Origin of the sequence: Streptomyces sp. NPDC051578, from assembly GCF_044454045.1 — a bacterium.
Taxonomy (GTDB): Bacteria; Actinomycetota; Actinomycetes; order Streptomycetales; family Streptomycetaceae; genus Streptomyces.
Map to the genome: position 1 here is coordinate 312026 of NZ_JBITDH010000006.1, position 18074 is coordinate 330099.

At 70.8% G+C, this 18074-nt stretch carries 18 protein-coding genes; 17 read left to right on the forward strand and 1 reads right to left on the reverse strand.

Annotated elements, in window-relative coordinates:
* The first annotated feature begins 45 nt into the window (after positions 1-45).
* The 4 genes from ACIA6C_RS25105 to nusB all read left to right on the forward strand — a co-directional run bounded on the left by ACIA6C_RS25105 (position 46) and on the right by nusB (position 3199).
* Complete coding sequence (locus ACIA6C_RS25105) at positions 46-855, forward strand: AAA family ATPase (RefSeq protein ID WP_399279081.1); 810 nt, start codon at positions 46-48, stop codon at positions 853-855.
* A gap of 177 nt (positions 856-1032) precedes the next feature.
* Positions 1033-2139: an aminopeptidase P family protein gene (locus ACIA6C_RS25110; RefSeq protein WP_366080598.1), complete on the forward strand. Its 1107-nt coding sequence runs from the start codon at positions 1033-1035 to the stop codon at positions 2137-2139.
* 59 nt (positions 2140-2198) lie between these two features.
* Positions 2199-2765, forward strand: a complete 567-nt coding sequence (gene efp / locus ACIA6C_RS25115; protein WP_361133705.1) for an elongation factor P — start codon at positions 2199-2201, stop codon at positions 2763-2765.
* Positions 2766-2767: 2 nt separating this feature from the next.
* Positions 2768-3199, forward strand: coding sequence for a transcription antitermination factor NusB (nusB, locus tag ACIA6C_RS25120; RefSeq protein ID WP_361133707.1), 432 nt, complete (start codon positions 2768-2770; stop codon positions 3197-3199).
* 206 nt (positions 3200-3405) lie between these two features.
* Here the strand turns inward: nusB and bldD are convergent, their stop codons facing one another.
* Entirely contained in the window at positions 3406-3906 is a 501-nt protein-coding gene (bldD, locus tag ACIA6C_RS25125) for a transcriptional regulator BldD (protein ID WP_030026184.1), read from the reverse strand.
* A gap of 259 nt (positions 3907-4165) precedes the next feature.
* Here bldD and pyrR point away from each other — a divergent pair, with 259 nt between their 5' ends.
* From pyrR to metK, 13 genes are all read left to right on the forward strand, one after another.
* Positions 4166-4744 (forward strand): bifunctional pyr operon transcriptional regulator/uracil phosphoribosyltransferase PyrR, encoded by a 579-nt coding sequence (gene pyrR / locus ACIA6C_RS25130; protein ID WP_366080599.1) that lies wholly within the window; start codon positions 4166-4168, stop codon positions 4742-4744.
* A gap of 108 nt (positions 4745-4852) precedes the next feature.
* The gene (locus ACIA6C_RS25135) at positions 4853-5842 is read left to right on the forward strand and encodes an aspartate carbamoyltransferase catalytic subunit (RefSeq protein ID WP_361133714.1); all 990 of its coding nucleotides are present in this window, start codon (positions 4853-4855) and stop codon (positions 5840-5842) included.
* Between the two features lie 2 nt (positions 5843-5844).
* Positions 5845-7131 (forward strand): dihydroorotase, encoded by a 1287-nt coding sequence (locus ACIA6C_RS25140; protein WP_399279086.1) that lies wholly within the window; start codon positions 5845-5847, stop codon positions 7129-7131.
* On the forward strand, positions 7128-7709 hold the full coding sequence (locus ACIA6C_RS25145) for a hypothetical protein (RefSeq protein WP_361133720.1): 582 nt from the start codon (positions 7128-7130) through the stop codon (positions 7707-7709). The genes ACIA6C_RS25140 and ACIA6C_RS25145 overlap by 4 nt, the downstream gene beginning before the upstream one ends.
* The gene (carA, locus tag ACIA6C_RS25150) at positions 7706-8863 is read left to right on the forward strand and encodes a glutamine-hydrolyzing carbamoyl-phosphate synthase small subunit (protein ID WP_399279088.1); all 1158 of its coding nucleotides are present in this window, start codon (positions 7706-7708) and stop codon (positions 8861-8863) included. The genes ACIA6C_RS25145 and carA overlap by 4 nt, the downstream gene beginning before the upstream one ends.
* On the forward strand, positions 8856-12164 hold the full coding sequence (gene carB / locus ACIA6C_RS25155; RefSeq protein ID WP_361133726.1) for a carbamoyl-phosphate synthase large subunit: 3309 nt from the start codon (positions 8856-8858) through the stop codon (positions 12162-12164). Before carA ends, carB begins: the two co-directional genes overlap by 8 nt.
* 84 nt (positions 12165-12248) lie before the next feature.
* On the forward strand, positions 12249-13358 hold the full coding sequence (locus ACIA6C_RS25160; RefSeq protein ID WP_399279091.1) for a quinone-dependent dihydroorotate dehydrogenase: 1110 nt from the start codon (positions 12249-12251) through the stop codon (positions 13356-13358).
* Positions 13359-13372: 14 nt separating this feature from the next.
* Positions 13373-14209 carry an orotidine-5'-phosphate decarboxylase gene (gene pyrF, locus ACIA6C_RS25165; RefSeq protein ID WP_366080602.1) on the forward strand — a complete coding sequence of 279 codons (837 nt, stop codon included), beginning with the start codon at positions 13373-13375 and terminating at the stop codon, positions 14207-14209.
* Between the two features lie 299 nt (positions 14210-14508).
* Positions 14509-14832 carry an integration host factor gene (locus tag ACIA6C_RS25170; protein WP_030234009.1) on the forward strand — a complete coding sequence of 108 codons (324 nt, stop codon included), beginning with the start codon at positions 14509-14511 and terminating at the stop codon, positions 14830-14832.
* Between the two features lie 61 nt (positions 14833-14893).
* Entirely contained in the window at positions 14894-15457 is a 564-nt protein-coding gene (gmk, locus tag ACIA6C_RS25175; RefSeq protein WP_329193643.1) for a guanylate kinase, read from the forward strand.
* Positions 15458-15518: 61 nt separating this feature from the next.
* Positions 15519-15791: a DNA-directed RNA polymerase subunit omega gene (gene rpoZ / locus ACIA6C_RS25180; RefSeq protein ID WP_030879741.1), complete on the forward strand. Its 273-nt coding sequence runs from the start codon at positions 15519-15521 to the stop codon at positions 15789-15791.
* 98 nt (positions 15792-15889) lie between these two features.
* A complete protein-coding gene (gene coaBC, locus ACIA6C_RS25185; protein ID WP_366083574.1) occupies positions 15890-17104 on the forward strand; it encodes a bifunctional phosphopantothenoylcysteine decarboxylase/phosphopantothenate--cysteine ligase CoaBC in 1215 nt (404 codons plus the stop codon).
* A gap of 195 nt (positions 17105-17299) precedes the next feature.
* Positions 17300-18074, forward strand: a 775-nt coding sequence (metK, locus tag ACIA6C_RS25190) for a methionine adenosyltransferase (RefSeq protein WP_399279094.1), incomplete at its 3' end; no start/stop codon positions are given.

Here is an 18074-nt window from a genome sequence, read left to right on the forward strand (position 1 = left end):
TAACGTTCTCGCATCAGTCGCCGGAACGAGACGGAGTGGCAGCGGATGCAGCAAGGAGTGGGGAGCGGCGGCTGGGGGCAGCCGGGGCAGCATCCGCAGGCGCCCCCGCAGCCGCCCATACCCCCGGCGCAGGGCTGGCCGGGCTCCGCGGCGCCGGCCCAGCCCGGGCCGCCGGCGCCGCACGACCGGTCCCCGGCGCGGGACAGCGGCGGATACGTTCCGCTGCCGCCCGCCCAGCCGCCGTCGACGGAGCCCACCGGGCACATCCCGCTGCCGCCCGCGGTCGCCCCCGGCACCGGCGCGGCCACCCTCGCGGTGCTGCTGATCGGCCCGGCGGGCGCGGGCAAGACGACCGTTGCGCGGCACTGGGCCGCCACCCGGCCGGTGCCGACCGCGCACGTCAGCCTGGACGACGTCCGCGAGTGGGTCTGCTCGGGCTTCGCGGACCCCCAGGCGGGCTGGAACGACCACTCCGAGGCCCAGTACCGCCTGGCCCGCCGCACCTGCGGTTTCGCCGCACGCAACTTCCTGGCGAACGGCATCTCCTGCATTCTGGACGACGCCGTCTTCCCCGACCGGCCCGTGGTGGGCCTGGGCGGCTGGAAACGGCACGTGGGCCCTGCCCTGCTGCCGGTCGTGCTGCTGCCCGGCCTGGAGGTCGTGCTGGAGCGCAACGCGGCCCGTTCCGGCAACCGCCGGCTCTCCGACGAGGAGGTCGCCCGGATCCACGGGCGGATGGCCGGCTGGTACGGGTCCGGCCTGCCGATCATCGACAACTCCCAGCTGGACGTCGAGGGCACGGCCCGCGCACTGGACGAGACCCTGGCCCGCGTCATCGGCCCGCCCGCCCACTGAGGCCCGCCGCCCACTGAGGCCCCGCGCCCCACGGAGGCGGCCGCCCACCGAGGCGTGCCTGTCGCCTGCGGCGCGCCCGGCTCCCGAGGGTTCCCGCCGTCTGCTCACCGCCTGCTCACCGCTCGTACGGCGGCTCTCGCCAGGCCGGATGGGCGGTGCGCTCGTACGCTCGAATACATGTCAGACGTGTACGCGGCCCGTCGGGCCCTGCTTCGCGACCGCTGCGCCGCCGCGGGCAACGCCGCCGCGCTGATCACGCGTCCGGCGAACGTCCGCTACCTCACCGGAGCCTGCCCGCCCGGCGCCGTCCTGCTGGTCGGCCCGGCCGAGGAGGTGCTGTTCTGCGGGGGAGCGCCGACCGGGGAGAACGACGAGGGCCGCCTGGACGAACAGCTGCGGGTCACCGTGCTGGGCGCCCCGGGCGGGGACCCCGCCGTGGCCGCCGCCGATCTGGCCGCCTCCGTACGGGCCGACTCCCTGGCGGTGGAGGAGCACCACATCACCGTCGGCCGTCACCGGGCCCTCCAGTCGGTCGCGCCGAAGCTGCGTCTGGCGGACCTCGGGCCCGCGGTGGAACAGCAGCGCCTGGTCAAGGACGAGGAGGAGATCGCCTGCCTGCGGATCGCCGCCGAGATCGCCGACCAGGCCCTCGGCGAGCTGCTGGAGTCGATCCTCGTCGGCCGCACCGAACGCCACCTCGCGCTGGAGCTGGAACGCCGCCTGGTCGACCACGGGGCGGACGGCCCCGCCTTCCGCACCTCCGTCGGCACCGGTCCCCACTCCGGCCGCTCCCGGCACCGGCCCTCCGACCGCCGGGTCGAGGAGGGCGACTTCCTCTCCGTGTGCCTCGGCGCGAACTACCGGGGCTACCGCTGCGAGATCGGCCGTACGTTCGTGATCGGCACCACCCCGGCCTCGTGGCAGATCGAGCTGTACGACCTCGTGTTCGCCGCCCAGCGGGCCGGACGGGAGGCCCTCCTGCCGGGCGCCGCCTGCCGCGACGTCGACCACGCGGCGCGCTCCGTGCTCGACTCGGCGGGGCACGGCGAGGCACTGGCCGCGTCCACCGGACACGGCGTCGGCCTCGAAATCGACGAGGACCCGCAGCTTGCACCTACGGCCATGGGTAAACTGGACGCTTGCGTGCCGGTCACCGTCGAACCGGGGGTTCACCTCCCGGGCCGGGGAGGTGTCCGGATCGATGACACGCTCGTCGTACGCCCCGAGGCGGACGGCGGTCCAGAGCTACTCACCATTACGACCAAGGAGCTGCTCGCGCTCTAGCCCGCTCGGCCGGGCTGTGCGCGCACCCGTGGTCTTCCAGTGCAGGAGATTCCGCAACCGTGGCTTCCACGAACGACCTCAAGAACGGCATGGTGCTGAAGCTCGACGGGGGCCAGCTCTGGTCCGTCGTCGAGTTCCAGCACGTCAAGCCCGGCAAGGGCCCGGCCTTCGTGCGCACCAAGCTCAAGCACGTGCTCTCCGGCAAGGTCGTCGACAAGACCTTCAACGCCGGCACCAAGGTCGACACGGCCACCATCGACCGCCGTGACATGCAGTTCTCGTACATGGACGGCGAGTACTTCGTCTTCATGGACATGGAGACCTACGACCAGCTGATGGTCGACCGCAAGGTCGTCGGCGACGCCGCCAACTTCCTCATCGAGGGCTTCACCGCCTCCGTGGCCCGCCACGAGGGCGAGGTGCTCTACGTCGAGCTCCCGGCCGCCGTCGAGCTGGTCATCCAGCACACCGACCCGGGCGTCCAGGGCGACCGCTCCACCGGCGGCACCAAGCCGGCGACGCTGGAGACGGGCCACGAGATCCAGGTCCCGCTCTTCGTCAGCACCGGCGAGAAGATCAAGGTCGACACCCGCACGAGCGACTACCTCGGCCGGGTGAACAGCTAACCGTGGCTGCCCGGAGCAACGCGCGAAAGCGCGCTTTCCAGATCCTCTTCGAGGCCGATCAGCGCGGCGTGTCCGTGCGCGAGGTCCTCGCGGACTGGATCCGCCACGCGCGGTCGGACGACCGGCAGCCGCCGGTCAACGCCTTCACGATGGATCTTGTCGAGGGGTACGCCGACAAGGTGAACCGCATCGACGACCTGATCGTCACCTATGCCGTGGACTGGGACCTCGACCGCATGCCGGTCGTGGACCGGAACATCGTGCGGCTCGGCGCGTACGAGCTGATCTGGGTGGACGAGACGCCGGACGCCGTGGCGATCGACGAAGCCGTCCAGCTGGCCAAGGAGTTCTCCACGGACGAGTCCCCCTCGTTCGTGAACGGGCTGCTGGGCCGGTTCAAGGACCTCAAGCCGAGCCTGCGGCGCGAGCAGTAGGTCCCGCGCAGGACCGGTGACAACGGGAGGGCCCGCGGCGCATCAGCGCCGCGGGCCCTCCCGTTCGTGCACCGGCGCGTGGCCGGGCCCGCGTCACCGGCCTGCTTCAGGGCCCGTCACCGGGCCGGAACGCGAACCGGCGGGTGCCGGACCCCTGAGGGATCCGGCACCCGCCGGTAACGTTTCTGCTGGCCTGCCCGAGGGGGCTAGACGTCCTCGTGGGCCACGGCGCGCCGGGCGTCCGCGTCCAGCACGCCCCAGCTGATGAGCTGCTCGGTCAGGACCGAGGGGGACTGGTCGTAGATGACCGCGAGGGTGCGCAGGTCGTCCTGGCGGATCGAGAGCACCTTGCCGTTGTAGTCGCCGCGCTGGCTCTGGATGGTGGCGGCGTAACGCTGGAGCGGTCCGGCCTTCTCGGCGGGCACGCCCGCCAGGCGCTCCAGGTCCAGGCGCAGCTTCGGCGGCGGCTCGGCCGCTCCGCCCGGGGTGGTGCCCGGCAGGAGTTCCTGGACGGGAACCCCGTAGAAGTCCGCCAGCTCGGCGAGGCGCTGGACGGTCACGGCGCGGTCCCCGCGCTCGTAGGAACCGACCACCACGGCCTTCCACCGGCCCTGGGACTTCTCCTCCACACCGTGGAGGGAAAGGCCCTGCTGGGTGCGGATGGCGCGGAGCTTGGCCCCGAGCTGTTTGGCGTATTCGCTGGACATAACGCTCCCGGACGCTGTGACGCTGTGACGACATGGACGGCATGACCACGAGCGGCTCCGCCGCGCGGCTGGTAACTCACTGTGAGGTTACGCAGCGTTACTTGGATGCGTCAAGCCGAATGCTCTTCAACCCCCACTTACGAGGGGTCCCGGCCCGTGCCCGGTGGACGGACCGGGCACGTCGGCCTGCTACGGTGGAACGCGAACATCAGACGTCCTTTAAGGTCCGTCCCGTGAGGCGGAGAAGGAGGTCCTTTTCATGGACACCCAGCAGAGCTCCGATGTCATGCGCCCCGTCCTGGAGGCCCAGGACATCGCCCGGGTACTGACCCGCATCGCCCACGAGATCGTCGAACGCGCCAAGGGCGCCGATGACGTGGTGCTCCTCGGCATCCCCACCCGCGGTGTCTTCCTCGCCCGCCGGCTGGCCGCCAAGCTCGAAGAGATCACCGGTACGAAGATCCCGGTCGGGTCCCTCGACATCACCATGTACCGCGACGACCTGCGGATGAAGCCGGCCCGCGCGATCGGCCGCACCGAGATCCCCGGCGACGACATCGAGGGCCGCCTGGTCATCCTCGTCGACGACGTGCTCTTCTCCGGCAGAACCATCCGCGCCGCCCTGGACGCCCTCGGCGACCTCGGCCGCCCCCGCGCCGTCCAGCTCGCGGTCCTCGTCGACCGCGGCCACCGCGAACTGCCGATCCGCGCCGACTACGTCGGCAAGAACCTCCCCACGTCGCTGCGGGAGACCGTCAAGGTCCAGCTCCAGGAGGAGGACGGCCGCGACGCCGTACTGCTCGGCCAGCGGACCGACCGGGCAGCCGGGCAGCAGTAGCCCGAACCGGTACGGGTCCCGCCACGGGTGCCCGGCCGCAGCATGCCCTGCCCGCGACACCAGCCAGACAGTCCGCCTGCCTGCCCTCCCGACCTACGGAGCACCCAGATGAAGCGCCACCTCATCTCGGCCGCCGACCTCACCCGCGACGACGCCGTCCTGATCCTCGACACCGCCGAGGAGATGGCCCGCGTCGCGGACCGGCCGATCAAGAAGCTGCCCACCCTGCGCGGCCTCACCGTCGTGAACCTCTTCTTCGAGGACTCGACCCGCACCCGCATCTCCTTCGAGGCGGCCGCCAAGCGGCTCTCCGCCGACGTCATCAACTTCTCCGCCAAGGGCTCCTCGGTTTCCAAGGGCGAATCCCTCAAGGACACCGCCCTGACCCTGGAGGCGATGGGCGCGGACGCCGTCGTCATCCGCCACCACGCCTCCGGCGCCCCCTACCGCCTCGCCACCTCCGGCTGGATCGACTCCGCCGTGGTCAACGCCGGCGACGGCACCCACGAGCACCCCACCCAGGCCCTGCTGGACGCCTTCACCATGCGCCGCCGCCTGGTCGGGCGCGACGCCGGCCTCGGCAAGGACCTGAACGGCCGCCGCATCACGATCGTCGGCGACGTCCTGCACAGCCGCGTCGCCCGCTCCAACGTGCAGCTGCTCCACACGCTGGGTGCCGAGGTCACCGTGGTGGCCCCGCCCACCCTGGTCCCGATCGGCGTCGAGAGCTGGCCGTGCGAGGTCTCGTACGACCTCGACGAGGTGCTGCCGAAGTCCGACGCGGTGATGATGCTGCGTGTGCAGCGCGAACGCATGAACGCCGCCTTCTTCCCCACCGAGCGCGAGTACTCCCGCCGGTACGGGCTCGACGGCGACCGCATGGCGAAGATGCCCGAGCACGCCATCGTGATGCACCCCGGCCCGATGAACCGCGGCATGGAGATCACCGCCGAGGTCGCCGACTCCGACCGCTGCACGGCCGTCGAGCAGGTCGCCAACGGCGTCTCCACCCGGATGGCCGTCCTGTACCTGCTGCTCGGCGGCTCCGAGCCCGCCGTCACCACCACCAGCACGCCCCGCATCGAGGAGAGCAAGTAACCATGAGCAAGATCCTGATCCGTGGCGCGAAGGTACTCGGTGGCGAGGCGCAGGACGTACTGATCGACGGCGAGACCATCGCCGAGGTCGGCCAGGGCCTGTCCGCCGAGGGCGCCCAGGTCGTCGAGGCCGCCGGCCAGGTCCTCCTCCCGGGCCTCGTCGACCTGCACACCCACCTGCGCGAGCCCGGCCGCGAGGACTCCGAGACCGTCCTGACCGGCACCCGCGCGGCCGCCTCCGGCGGCTACACCGCCGTCTTCGCCATGGCGAACACCTTCCCGGTCGCCGACACCGCCGGCGTGGTCGAGCAGGTCTGGCGCCTGGGCAAGGAATCCGGCTACTGCGACGTGCAGCCCATCGGCGCCGTCACCGTCGGCCTGGAGGGCAAGCAGCTCGCGGAGCTCGGCGCCATGCACGACTCCGCCGCCCACGTCACCGTCTTCTCCGACGACGGCAAGTGCGTGGACGACGCCGTGATCATGCGCCGCGCCCTGGAGTACGTGAAGGCCTTCGGCGGCGTCGTCGCCCAGCACGCCCAGGAGCCCCGCCTCACCGAGGGCGCCCAGATGAACGAGGGCGTCGTCTCCGCCGAGCTGGGTCTGGGCGGCTGGCCCGCCGTCGCCGAGGAGTCGATCATCGCCCGCGACGTGCTCCTCGCCGAGCACGTCGGCTCCCGCGTGCACATCTGCCACCTGTCCACCGCCGGCTCCGTCGAGATCGTCCGCTGGGCCAAGTCCCGCGGCATCGACGTCACGGCCGAGGTCACCCCGCACCACCTGCTCCTCACCGACGAGCTGGTGCGCTCGTACAACGCGGTCTACAAGGTCAACCCGCCGCTGCGCACCGAGCGCGACGTGACGGCCCTGCGCGAGGCGCTCGCCGACGGCACGATCGACATCGTCGCCACCGACCACGCCCCGCACCCGCACGAGGACAAGGACTGCGAGTGGGCCGCCGCCGCCATGGGCATGGTCGGCCTGGAGACCGCGCTGTCCGTCGTCCAGCAGACGATGGTGGAGACCGGGCTGCTCGACTGGGCGGGCGTCGCCCAGCGCATGTCCTTCGCCCCGGCGCGCATCGGCGGCCTGGAGAACCACGGCCGGCCCGTCTCGGCAGGTGAACCCGCGAACCTGACCTTGGTCGATACCTCGTACCGTGGTGTCGTGGACCCCGCGCACTTCGCCTCCCGCAGCCGCAACACGCCTTACGAGGGCCGTGAGCTGCCGGGACGCGTCACTCACACCTTCCTGCGGGGCCGGGCAACGGTCGTGGACGGGACGCTGGCGTGACACCTGCTGTAATCCAACTGGCCGCCGAGGCCGCCGAACGACACTCGGCGGAGGTGACGGACTGGGGCGCCCGCATCGCGTGGGTGATCGGTCTGCTCGTCTTCATCGCGTTCGTCTACTGGCTGATGCGGCAGGGCTGGAAATGGCGCGGCACCCTGCAGAGCGATCTGCCGGAGCTGCCCGCCGCCCCGAGCGGTCTGCCCGCCCACCGGCTCGCCCTGACCGGCCGGTACCACGGGTCCACCACCGCCGGGCAGTGGCTCGACCGGATCGTCGCCCACGGCCTGGGGGTGCGCAGCCGGGTCGAGCTCACCCTCACCGACGCGGGCCTCGACGTGGTCCGTCCGGGGGCCACCGACTTCTTCGTACCGGCCGCGCAGCTGCGCGGCGCCCGCCTCGACAAGGGAATCGCGGGCAAGGTACTCACCGAGGGCGGTCTGCTCGTCGTCACCTGGGCGCACGGCGACAAGCTGATCGACTCCGGATTCCGCTCCGACCGGGCGGCCGAGCACGCCGCCTGGGTCGAAGCCATCAACCTCATGAACCCAACCATCACGACGGAAGGCGCCGAACGATGACGACCTCCACCAGGGGAGCAGCCAAAGCTCCCGCCGTACTCGTCCTGGAGGACGGCCGGATCTTCCGCGGCCGCGCCTACGGCGCTGTGGGGGAGACCTTCGGCGAGGCCGTGTTCTCCACCGGCATGACCGGCTACCAGGAGACCCTCACAGACCCGTCGTACCACCGCCAGGTCGTCGTGATGACCGCCCCGCACGTCGGCAACACGGGTGTCAACGACGAGGACCCCGAGTCCTCCCGGATCTGGGTGTCGGGCTACGTCGTGCGCGACCCTGCCCGCAAGCCCTCCAACTGGCGCTCCCGCCGTTCCCTGGACGAGGAGCTGACCGCGCAGGGAGTCGTCGGGATCTGCGGCATCGACACCCGCGCCCTGACCCGCCACCTGCGCGAGCGCGGCGCCATGCGCGTCGGCATCTTCTCCGGCGAGGCGGTGATGGACGACGCCGTGCTGCTGGCGAAGGTCCAGGACGCCCCCCAGATGAAGGGCGCGAACCTCTCCGCCGAGGTCGCCACCAAGGAGACGTACGTCGTCCCCGCCATCGGCGAGAAGAAGTTCACCGTGGCCGCGGTGGACCTCGGCATCAAGGGCATGACCCCGCACCGGATGGCCGAGCGCGGCATCGAGGTGCACGTGCTGCCCGCCACGGCCACCGTCGAAGACATCTACGCCGTCTCCCCGGACGGGGTGTTCTTCTCCAACGGCCCCGGCGACCCCGCCACCGCCGACCACGCGGTCTCCGTCATGCAGGGCGTCCTGGAGCGCAGGACCCCGCTCTTCGGCATCTGCTTCGGCAACCAGATCCTCGGCCGCGCGCTGGGCTTCGGCACCTACAAGCTCAAGTACGGCCACCGCGGCATCAACCAGCCGGTGCAGGACCGCACCACCGGCAAGGTCGAGGTCACCGCGCACAACCACGGCTTCGCCGTGGACGCGCCCCTCGACAAGGTGTCCGAGACCCCCTTCGGCCGCGCCGAGGTCTCGCACGTCTGCCTGAACGACAACGTCGTGGAAGGCCTCCGGCTGCTCGACCAGCCGGCCTTCTCCGTCCAGTACCACCCCGAGGCGGCCGCGGGCCCGCACGACGCCGCGTACCTCTTCGACCGCTTCACGTCTTTGATGAGCACCACCCAGATGGAGGCCGAGCGTGCCTAAGCGCACCGATATCCAGTCCGTCCTGGTCATCGGCTCCGGCCCGATCGTCATCGGACAGGCCGCCGAGTTCGACTACTCCGGCACCCAGGCCTGCCGCGTCCTCAAGGCCGAGGGCCTGCGGGTCATCCTGGTGAACTCCAACCCGGCGACGATCATGACCGACCCGGAGATCGCCGACGCCACGTACGTCGAGCCGATCACCCCCGAGTTCGTCGAGAAGATCATCGCCAAGGAGCGCCCCGACGCGCTCCTGCCCACCCTCGGCGGCCAGACCGCGCTGAACACCGCCATCTCCATGCACGAGCAGGGGGTGCTGGAGAAGTACGGCGTCGAGCTGATCGGCGCGAACGTCGAGGCCATCAACAAGGGCGAGGACCGCGACCTCTTCAAGGGCGTCGTCGAGGCCGTCAAGGCCAAGATCGGCTACGGCGAGTCCGCCCGCTCGGTCATCTGCCACTCGATGGACGACGTCATCAAGGGCGTCGAGACGCTCGGCGGCTACCCCGTCGTCGTCCGCCCCTCCTTCACCATGGGCGGCGCCGGCTCCGGCTTCGCCCACGACGAGGAAGAGCTGCGCCGCATCGCCGGCCAGGGCCTGACGCTCTCCCCGACCACCGAGGTGCTCCTGGAGGAGTCCATCCTCGGCTGGAAGGAGTACGAGCTGGAGCTGATGCGCGACACCAAGGACAACGTGGTCGTCGTCTGCTCCATCGAGAACTTCGACCCGATGGGCGTGCACACCGGCGACTCGATCACCGTCGCCCCGGCCATGACGCTGACCGACCGCGAGTACCAGCGCCTGCGCGACATCGGCATCGCGATCATCCGCGAGGTCGGCGTCGACACCGGCGGCTGCAACATCCAGTTCGCGATCGACCCGGCCGACGGCCGCGTCATCGTCATCGAGATGAACCCGCGCGTCTCCCGCTCGTCGGCGCTCGCGTCGAAGGCCACCGGCTTCCCGATCGCCAAGATTGCCGCCAAGCTGGCCATCGGCTACACGCTGGACGAGGTCCCCAACGACATCACCGAGAAGACGCCGGCCTCCTTCGAGCCGTCCCTCGACTACGTCGTCGTCAAGGCCCCGCGCTTCGCCTTCGAGAAGTTCCCCGCGGCCGACGCCACCCTCACCACCACCATGAAGTCGGTGGGCGAGGCCATGGCCATCGGCCGCAACTTCACCGAGGCGCTCCAGAAGGCCCTGCGCTCCCTGGAGAAGAAGGGCTCGCAGTTCACCTTCGTCGGCGAGCCCGGCGACAAGGCCGAGCTGCTCGCCACCGCCGTCCGCCCGACCGACGGCCGCATCAACACCGTCATGCAGGCCATCCGTGCCGGCGCCACCCAGGAAGAGGTCTTCGAATCCACGAAGATCGACCCCTGGTTCGTCGACCAGCTCTTCCTCATCAAGGAGATCGCCGACGACCTGGCCGCCGCCGAGAAGCTCCACCCCGAGCTGCTCGCCGAGGCCAAGCGGCACGGCTTCTCCGACGCCCAGATCGCCGAGATCCGCGGCCTGCGCGAGGACGTCGTCCGCGAGGTCCGCCACGCGCTCGGCGTCCGCCCGGTCTACAAGACGGTCGACACCTGCGCCGCCGAGTTCGCCGCGAAGACCCCGTACTTCTACTCCTCCTACGACGAGGAGTCCGAGGTCGCGCCCCGCACCAAGCCCGCGGTCATCATCCTGGGCTCCGGCCCGAACCGCATCGGCCAGGGCATCGAGTTCGACTACTCCTGCGTCCACGCCTCCTTCGCCCTCAGCGACGCCGGCTACGAGACCGTGATGGTCAACTGCAACCCGGAGACCGTCTCCACGGACTACGACACCTCCGACCGCCTGTACTTCGAGCCGCTGACGCTCGAAGACGTGCTGGAGATCGTCCACGCCGAGTCGCTGGCCGGCCCGATCGCCGGCGTCGTCGTCCAGCTCGGCGGCCAGACCCCCCTCGGTCTCGCCCAGGCGCTCAAGGACAACGGCGTCCCCGTCGTCGGCACCTCCCCGGAGGCCATCCACGCCGCCGAGGACCGCGGCGCCTTCGGCCGGGTCCTCGCCGAGGCCGGCCTGCCCGCGCCCAAGCACGGCACCGCCACCACCTTCGCGGGTGCCAAGGCGATCGCCGACGAGATCGGCTACCCGGTCCTCGTCCGCCCCTCGTACGTGCTCGGCGGCCGCGGCATGGAGATCGTCTACGACGAGACCCGGCTGGAGTCGTACATCGCCGAGTCCACCGAGATCTCCCCGACCCGCCCCGTGCTGGTCGACCGCTTCCTCGACGACGCCATCGAGATCGACGTCGACGCCCTCTACGACGGCACCGAGCTCTACCTCGGCGGCGTCATGGAGCACATCGAGGAAGCCGGCATCCACTCCGGCGACTCGGCCTGCGCCCTGCCCCCGATCACCCTCGGCGGCTACGACATCAAGCGTCTGCGCGCCTCCACCGAGGCCATCGCCAAGGGCGTCGGCGTCCGCGGCCTGATCAACATCCAGTTCGCGATGGCGGGTGACATCCTCTACGTCCTGGAGGCCAACCCCCGCGCCTCCCGCACCGTCCCCTTCACCTCGAAGGCGACCGCGGTCCCGCTCGCGAAGGCCGCCGCCCGCATCTCGCTCGGCAGCACCATCGCCGAGCTGCGCGCCGAGGGCATGCTCCCGAAGACCGGCGACGGCGGCACCCTGCCGCTGGACGCGCCGATCTCCGTCAAGGAGGCCGTCATGCCGTGGTCGCGCTTCCGCGACATCCACGGCCGCGGCGTCGACACCGTCCTCGGCCCGGAGATGCGCTCCACCGGCGAGGTCATGGGCATCGACACCGTCTTCGGCACCGCCTACGCCAAGTCGCAGGCCGGCGCCTACGGCCCGCTGCCCACCAAGGGCCGGGCGTTCATCTCCGTCGCCAACCGCGACAAGCGCTCGATGATCTTCCCGGCGCGGGAGCTGGTCGCCCACGGCTTCGAGCTGATGGCGACCTCCGGCACCGCCGAGGTGCTGCGCCGCAACGGCATCAACGCCACCATCGTGCGCAAGCTCAGCGAGGGCGAGGGCCCGGGCGGCGAGAAGACGATCGTCCAGCTGATCCACGACGGTCAGGTCGACCTGATCGTCAACACCCCCTACGGCACGGGTGGCCGCCTCGACGGCTACGAGATCCGTACCGCGGCCGTGGCGCGCGGCGTCCCGTGCCTGACGACGGTCCAGGCGCTCGCCGCCGCCGTCCAGGGCATCGACGCGCTCAACCGCGGCGACGTCGGCGTCCGCTCCCTCCAGGAGCACGCCGAACACCTGATCGCGGCCCGCGACTAGCAGCCCGTACGAGGAGGGGGACACCGGATTCGCGACAGCGACGGGTGTCCCCCTCTTCATGAGCGCACAAGGATCCCCACGCCGATGTACAAACTCTTCTTCAACCTCGTCTTCAAGCGGATGGACCCGGAGCAGGCCCACTACACGGCCTTCCGCTGGATCCGCCTCGCGGCCCGCACCCCGGTGCTGCGCACCTTCGTCGCGGCCGTCCTCGCCCCCCGGTACGAGGCGCTGCGCACCGAGGCCCTCGGACTGCGCATGCACGGCCCCTTCGGGCTCGCGGCCGGCTTCGACAAGAACGCCGTCGCCATCGACGGCATGTCGATGCTGGGCTTCGACCACGTCGAGATCGGCACGGTCACGGCCCAGGCCCAGCCGGGCAACCCCAAGAAGCGGCTCTTCCGGCTCATCCCCGACCGCGCGCTGATCAACCGGATGGGCTTCAACAACGAGGGCTCGGCGGCCGTCGCCCAGCGCCTGGCGGCCCGCACGGCCGTCTTCAAGACGGTCGTGGGCGTCAACATCGGCAAGACCAAAGCCGTGCCGGAGGAGGAGGCCGTCGCGGACTACGTCGCGTCCACCGAGCGCCTGGCCCGCCACGCCGACTACCTCGTCGTCAACGTCTCCTCGCCGAACACCCCGGGCCTGCGCAACCTCCAGGCCACCGAGTCCCTGCGCCCGCTGCTGAGCGCCGTACGGGAGGCCGCCGACCGGGTGGTGACCGACCGCCGGGTCCCGCTGCTGGTCAAGATCGCCCCCGACCTCGCCGACGAGGACGTCGACGCCGTCGCCGACCTCGCGCTGGAGCTCGGCCTGGACGGCATCATCGCCACGAACACCACCATCGCCCGCGAGGGCCTGGGCCTGAGGTCCGAGGCCGCCCTGGTCAAGGAGACCGGCGGACTGTCCGGCGCCCCCGTCAAGGCGCGCTCCCTGGAGGTCCTGCGCCGCCTGTACGCCCGTGTGGGGGACCGGCTGGTCCTGGTCGGGGTCGGCGGCATCGAGAACGCCGAGGACGCCTGGCAGCGCATCCTGGCGGGCGCGACCCTGATCCAGGGCTACAGCGCCTTCATCTACGAGGGCCCCGGCTACGCCCGCGCGATCCACAAGGGCCTGGCCGAGCGCCTGGCCGACAGCCCGTACGAGACGCTCGCCGACGCGGTGGGCGCCGAGACCCGGAAGGCCTCCCTGTGACCCCTGCGACCTCCGTGACCCCCTTCGGCGCCCGTCTGCGGGCGGCGATGGACTCCCGCGGCCCGCTGTGCGTCGGGATCGACCCGCACGCCGCCCTGCTCACGTCCTGGGGCCTGAACGACGACGTCAGCGGGCTGGAGACCTTCTCCCGCACCGTCGTCGAGGCCCTCGCCGGCTCGGTCGCCGTCTTCAAGCCGCAGGCCGCCTTCTTCGAGCGGTTCGGCTCGCGGGGCATCGCGGTGCTGGAGCGCACGGTGGCCGACGCCCGCGCGGCCGGGACGCTGGTCGTGATGGACGCCAAGCGCGGGGACATCGGCTCGACGATGGCCGCCTACGCCGAGACGTTCCTCTCGCCGGACTCGCCGCTGTTCTCCGACGCCCTGACGGTCTCCCCCTACCTCGGCTACGGTTCGCTCGCCCCGGCCGTGGACCTGGCCCGCCGCTCGGGCGCCGGCCTCTTCGTCCTGGCCCTCACCTCCAACCCCGAAGGCGCCGAGGTCCAGCGGGCGGTGCGCTCCGACGGCCGCTCCATCGGCGCGACGATGCTGGCCCACCTGGCGGCGGAGAACGAGGGGGCCGAGCCGATGGGCTCCTTCGGGGCCGTCGTCGGCGCCACCCTCGGCGACCTCTCCTCCTTCGACCTCGACATCAACGGCCCGCTCCTGGCGCCCGGCATCGGCGCGCAGGGTGCCACGGCCGCCGATCTCCCGGCGGTCTTCGGCGCGGCCGTCGGCAACGTCGTCCCGAACGTCTCCCGGGGCGTCCTCGGGCACGGTCCGGACGCCGGTGCCCTGCGGGCCGCGGCGGCCGGCTTCGCGGCCGAGATCCGCGCGGCGGTCCCCTCCGCCTGACCGGTGCGGTGAGCTGCGACGGACTCCTCAGGGGGTGTCCGTCGCACTGCTTGACGAAAACCGATGGTCCTCGACCGGACAAAAGCGGGGTAGTTTGTCCGTGATGTACGTTTCAACGGAGGCTGACCAGGACTTTTCGTCCGTTCTCGCTGACTGGAGCGGCCCAGGCCGCTAGTCTCCGAGCAGAGTCAACGAACAGCGGACGAGTATCACCGCCGTTCGGGAGCTCGCCTGGTGTGGTGCCTCCTGGCTCCGTGCCGGTCCGTATCCGACAGTTCGACATCCGAGGTGACGTAGGCGTGGCTCTTCCGCCCCTTACCCCTGAACAGCGCGCAGCAGCGCTCGAAAAGGCCGCCGCGGCTCGCCGGGAGCGGGCCGAGGTGAAGAATCGACTCAAGCATTCCGGCGCCTCCCTCCACGACGTCATCAAGACGGGACAGGAGAACGACGTCATCGGCAAGATGAAGGTCTCCGCCCTCCTTGAGTCGCTGCCCGGCGTGGGCAAGGTCCGCGCCAAGCAGATCATGGAGCGCCTCGGCATCTCCGAATCCCGGCGTGTCCGAGGTCTCGGCTCCAACCAGATCGCCTCTCTGGAGCGTGAGTTCGGCGGTAGCGGCGCCTGAGGCGTCGCCCGGAGTTCTCCCGGCGTTCTCAGGCAGTCCCTGGAACCTGGATAATCGCTCTATGGCAGCAGAGGTTCGTCCGCGGCTGACCGTGCTCTCCGGCCCCTCAGGGGTCGGCAAGAGCACGGTCGTCGCGCATATGCGCAAGGTCCACCCCGAGGTATGGCTCTCGGTGTCGGCCACCACCCGCAAGCCGCGGCCCGGTGAGCGACACGGTGTCCACTACTTCTTCGTCGGCGACGACGAATTCGACAAGCTGATCGCCAACGGCGAGCTGCTGGAGTGGGCCGAGTTCGCGGGCAACCGCTACGGCACTCCGCGCGGTGCGGTCCTGGAGCGCCTGGAGAACGGCGAGCCGGTCCTGCTGGAGATCGACCTCCAGGGCGCGCGGCTGGTGCGCCAGTCGATGCCCGAGGCCCAGCTGGTCTTCCTGGCGCCGCCGAGCTGGGACGAGCTGGTCCGCCGCCTCACCGGCCGCGGGACCGAGTCGGCCGAGGTCATCGAGCGCCGCCTGGCGGCCGCCAAGATCGAACTTGCTGCCGAGCCCGAGTTCGACACCACCCTGGTCAACACCTCCGTCGAGGACGTGGCGCGCGAGCTGCTAGCCTTGATGGACGTTGTCTGATCGTTGTCCGGTATGTATCCGGACGGCGCAAGATCTTTCACCCATCTTCGGAAGGTAGAGCGTGTCCTCTTCCATGACTGCGCCCGAGGGCATCATCAACCCGCCGATCGACGAGCTGCTTGAGGCCACGGACTCGAAGTACAGCCTCGTGATCTACGCGGCCAAGCGCGCGCGTCAGATCAACGCGTACTACTCGCAGCTCGGTGAGGGCCTGCTTGAGTACGTCGGCCCGCTGGTGGACACCCACGTCCACGAGAAGCCGCTTTCGATCGCGCTGCGCGAGATCAACGCGGGTCTGCTGACCTCCGAGGCCATCGAGGCCCCGGCCCAGTAAGGCACCAGGAATTCCTTTCACCACAGGCCCGGCAGAACATCTGCCGGGCCTGTGGTGTGTCATAGGTGCAGAGATGGTTCCTCGAAGGGGAGTGCGTGGTGGGTAAGCCGAAGGTCGTGCTGGGGGTCAGCGGCGGGATCGCCGCCTACAAGGCGTGCGAGCTGCTGCGCCGGCTGACCGAGTCCGGCCACGACGTACGGGTCGTGCCGACGGCCGCGTCGCTGAACTTCGTCGGGGAGGCCACCTGGGCCGCGCTGTCCGGCAACCCGGCCTCCACCCAGGTCTGGGAGAGCGTCCACGACGTCCCGCACGTGCGGATCGGGCAGTCCGCCGACCTGGTCGTCGTCGCCCCCGCCACCGCCGACATGCTGGCCAAGGCCGCCCACGGGCTGGCCGACGACCTGCTCACCAATACGCTCCTCACCGCACGCTGTCCGGTGGTCTTCGCGCCCGCGATGCACACCGAGATGTGGGAGCACCCCGCCACCCAGGAGAACGTGGCCACGCTGCGCCGACGCGGCGCCGTCGTCATCGAGCCCGCCGTCGGCCGGCTCACCGGCAAGGACACCGGCAAGGGACGGCTGCCCGACCCCGACGAGATCTTCGAGGTGTGCCGCCGGGTCCTGACCCGGGGCGCCGCAGAGCCGGACCTCGCCGGACGGCACGTGGTGATCAGTGCCGGAGGCACCCGGGAGCCGCTGGACCCCGTCCGCTTCCTCGGCAACCGCTCTTCGGGCAAGCAGGGCTACGCGCTCGCCCGCACGGCCGTGGCGCGCGGCGCCCGGGTCACGCTCGTCGCGGCGAACACCGCGCTGGCCGACCCGGCGGGGGCCGACGTCGTACGGGTCGGGACGGCCCTCCAGCTGCGGGAGGCGGTGCTCAAGGCGGCTGCCGACGCCGACGCCGTGGTGATGGCCGCGGCCGTGGCCGACTTCCGGCCCGCCCGGTACGCCGGGGGCAAGATCAAGAAGCAGGACGGGCAGGAGCCCGCCCCGGTGGCGCTCGTGCGCAACCCGGACGTGCTGGCCGAGGTATCCGCCGAACGCGCCCGGGAGGGCCAGGTGGTGGTGGGCTTCGCCGCGGAGACCGACGACGTCCTCGCGAACGGGCGGGCCAAGCTCCTGCGCAAGGGGTGTGATCTTCTCGTCATCAACGAGGTGGGGGAGAGCAAGACCTTTGGTTCCGAGGAGAACGAGGCCGTCATCCTTTCTTCCGATGGCGCGGAGACGCCCGTCGCGCATGGACCGAAGGAAGCGCTGGCGGACGCCATTTGGGACCAGGTCGCTCCCCGCCTCGCGCCGCGACGCGCCTGAGCGGATCGCCTTCCCGCTGGGGAATCCGTACGTCAGAATGTAGTGCCGCAGGTCACACGGCTCCCACAAGGCGAGACGGGTGGTCCGGCAAACGGTGGCGACCGATAAACTGCACTTGGAACACGACCGGGCGCAGCCCCCGGTAGGGTTCCGCCAAATGATCAGCCAGCAGCCGCTGCAACCCCAGGGAGCGTTGTGTCCCGTCGCCTGTTTACCTCGGAGTCCGTGACCGAGGGTCACCCCGACAAGATCGCTGACCAGATCAGCGACACGATCCTCGACGCGCTCCTCACCGAGGACCCGACCTCGCGTGTGGCCGTGGAGACCCTCATCACCACCGGTCTCGTGCACATCGCGGGAGAGGTGACGACGAAGGCGTACGCGCCGATCGCGCAGCTCGTCCGCGACAAGATCCTCGAAATCGGCTACGACTCCTCGAAGAAGGGCTTCGACGGCGCCTCCTGCGGCGTGTCGGTGTCCATCGGCGCGCAGTCCCCGGACATCGCCCAGGGTGTCGACACCGCCTACGAGCAGCGTGTCGAAGGCGACGAGGACGAGCTCGACAAGCAGGGCGCCGGCGACCAGGGCCTGATGTTCGGCTACGCCTGCGACGAGACGCCCGAGCTGATGCCGCTCCCGATCCACATCGCGCACCGGCTCTCCCGCCGGCTCTCCGAGGTCCGCAAGAACGGCACCATCCCGTACCTGCGCCCCGACGGCAAGACCCAGGTCACCATCGAGTACGACGGCGACAAGGCCGTCCGCCTCGACACCGTCGTGGTGTCCTCGCAGCACGCCGCCGACATCGACCTGGACTCCCTCCTCGCCCCGGACATCCGCGAGTTCGTCGTCGAGCACGTGCTCGCGCAGCTCATCGAGGACGGGATCAAGCTGGACACCGAGGGGTACCGGCTGCTGGTGAACCCGACGGGCCGGTTCGAGATCGGCGGTCCGATGGGTGACGCGGGCC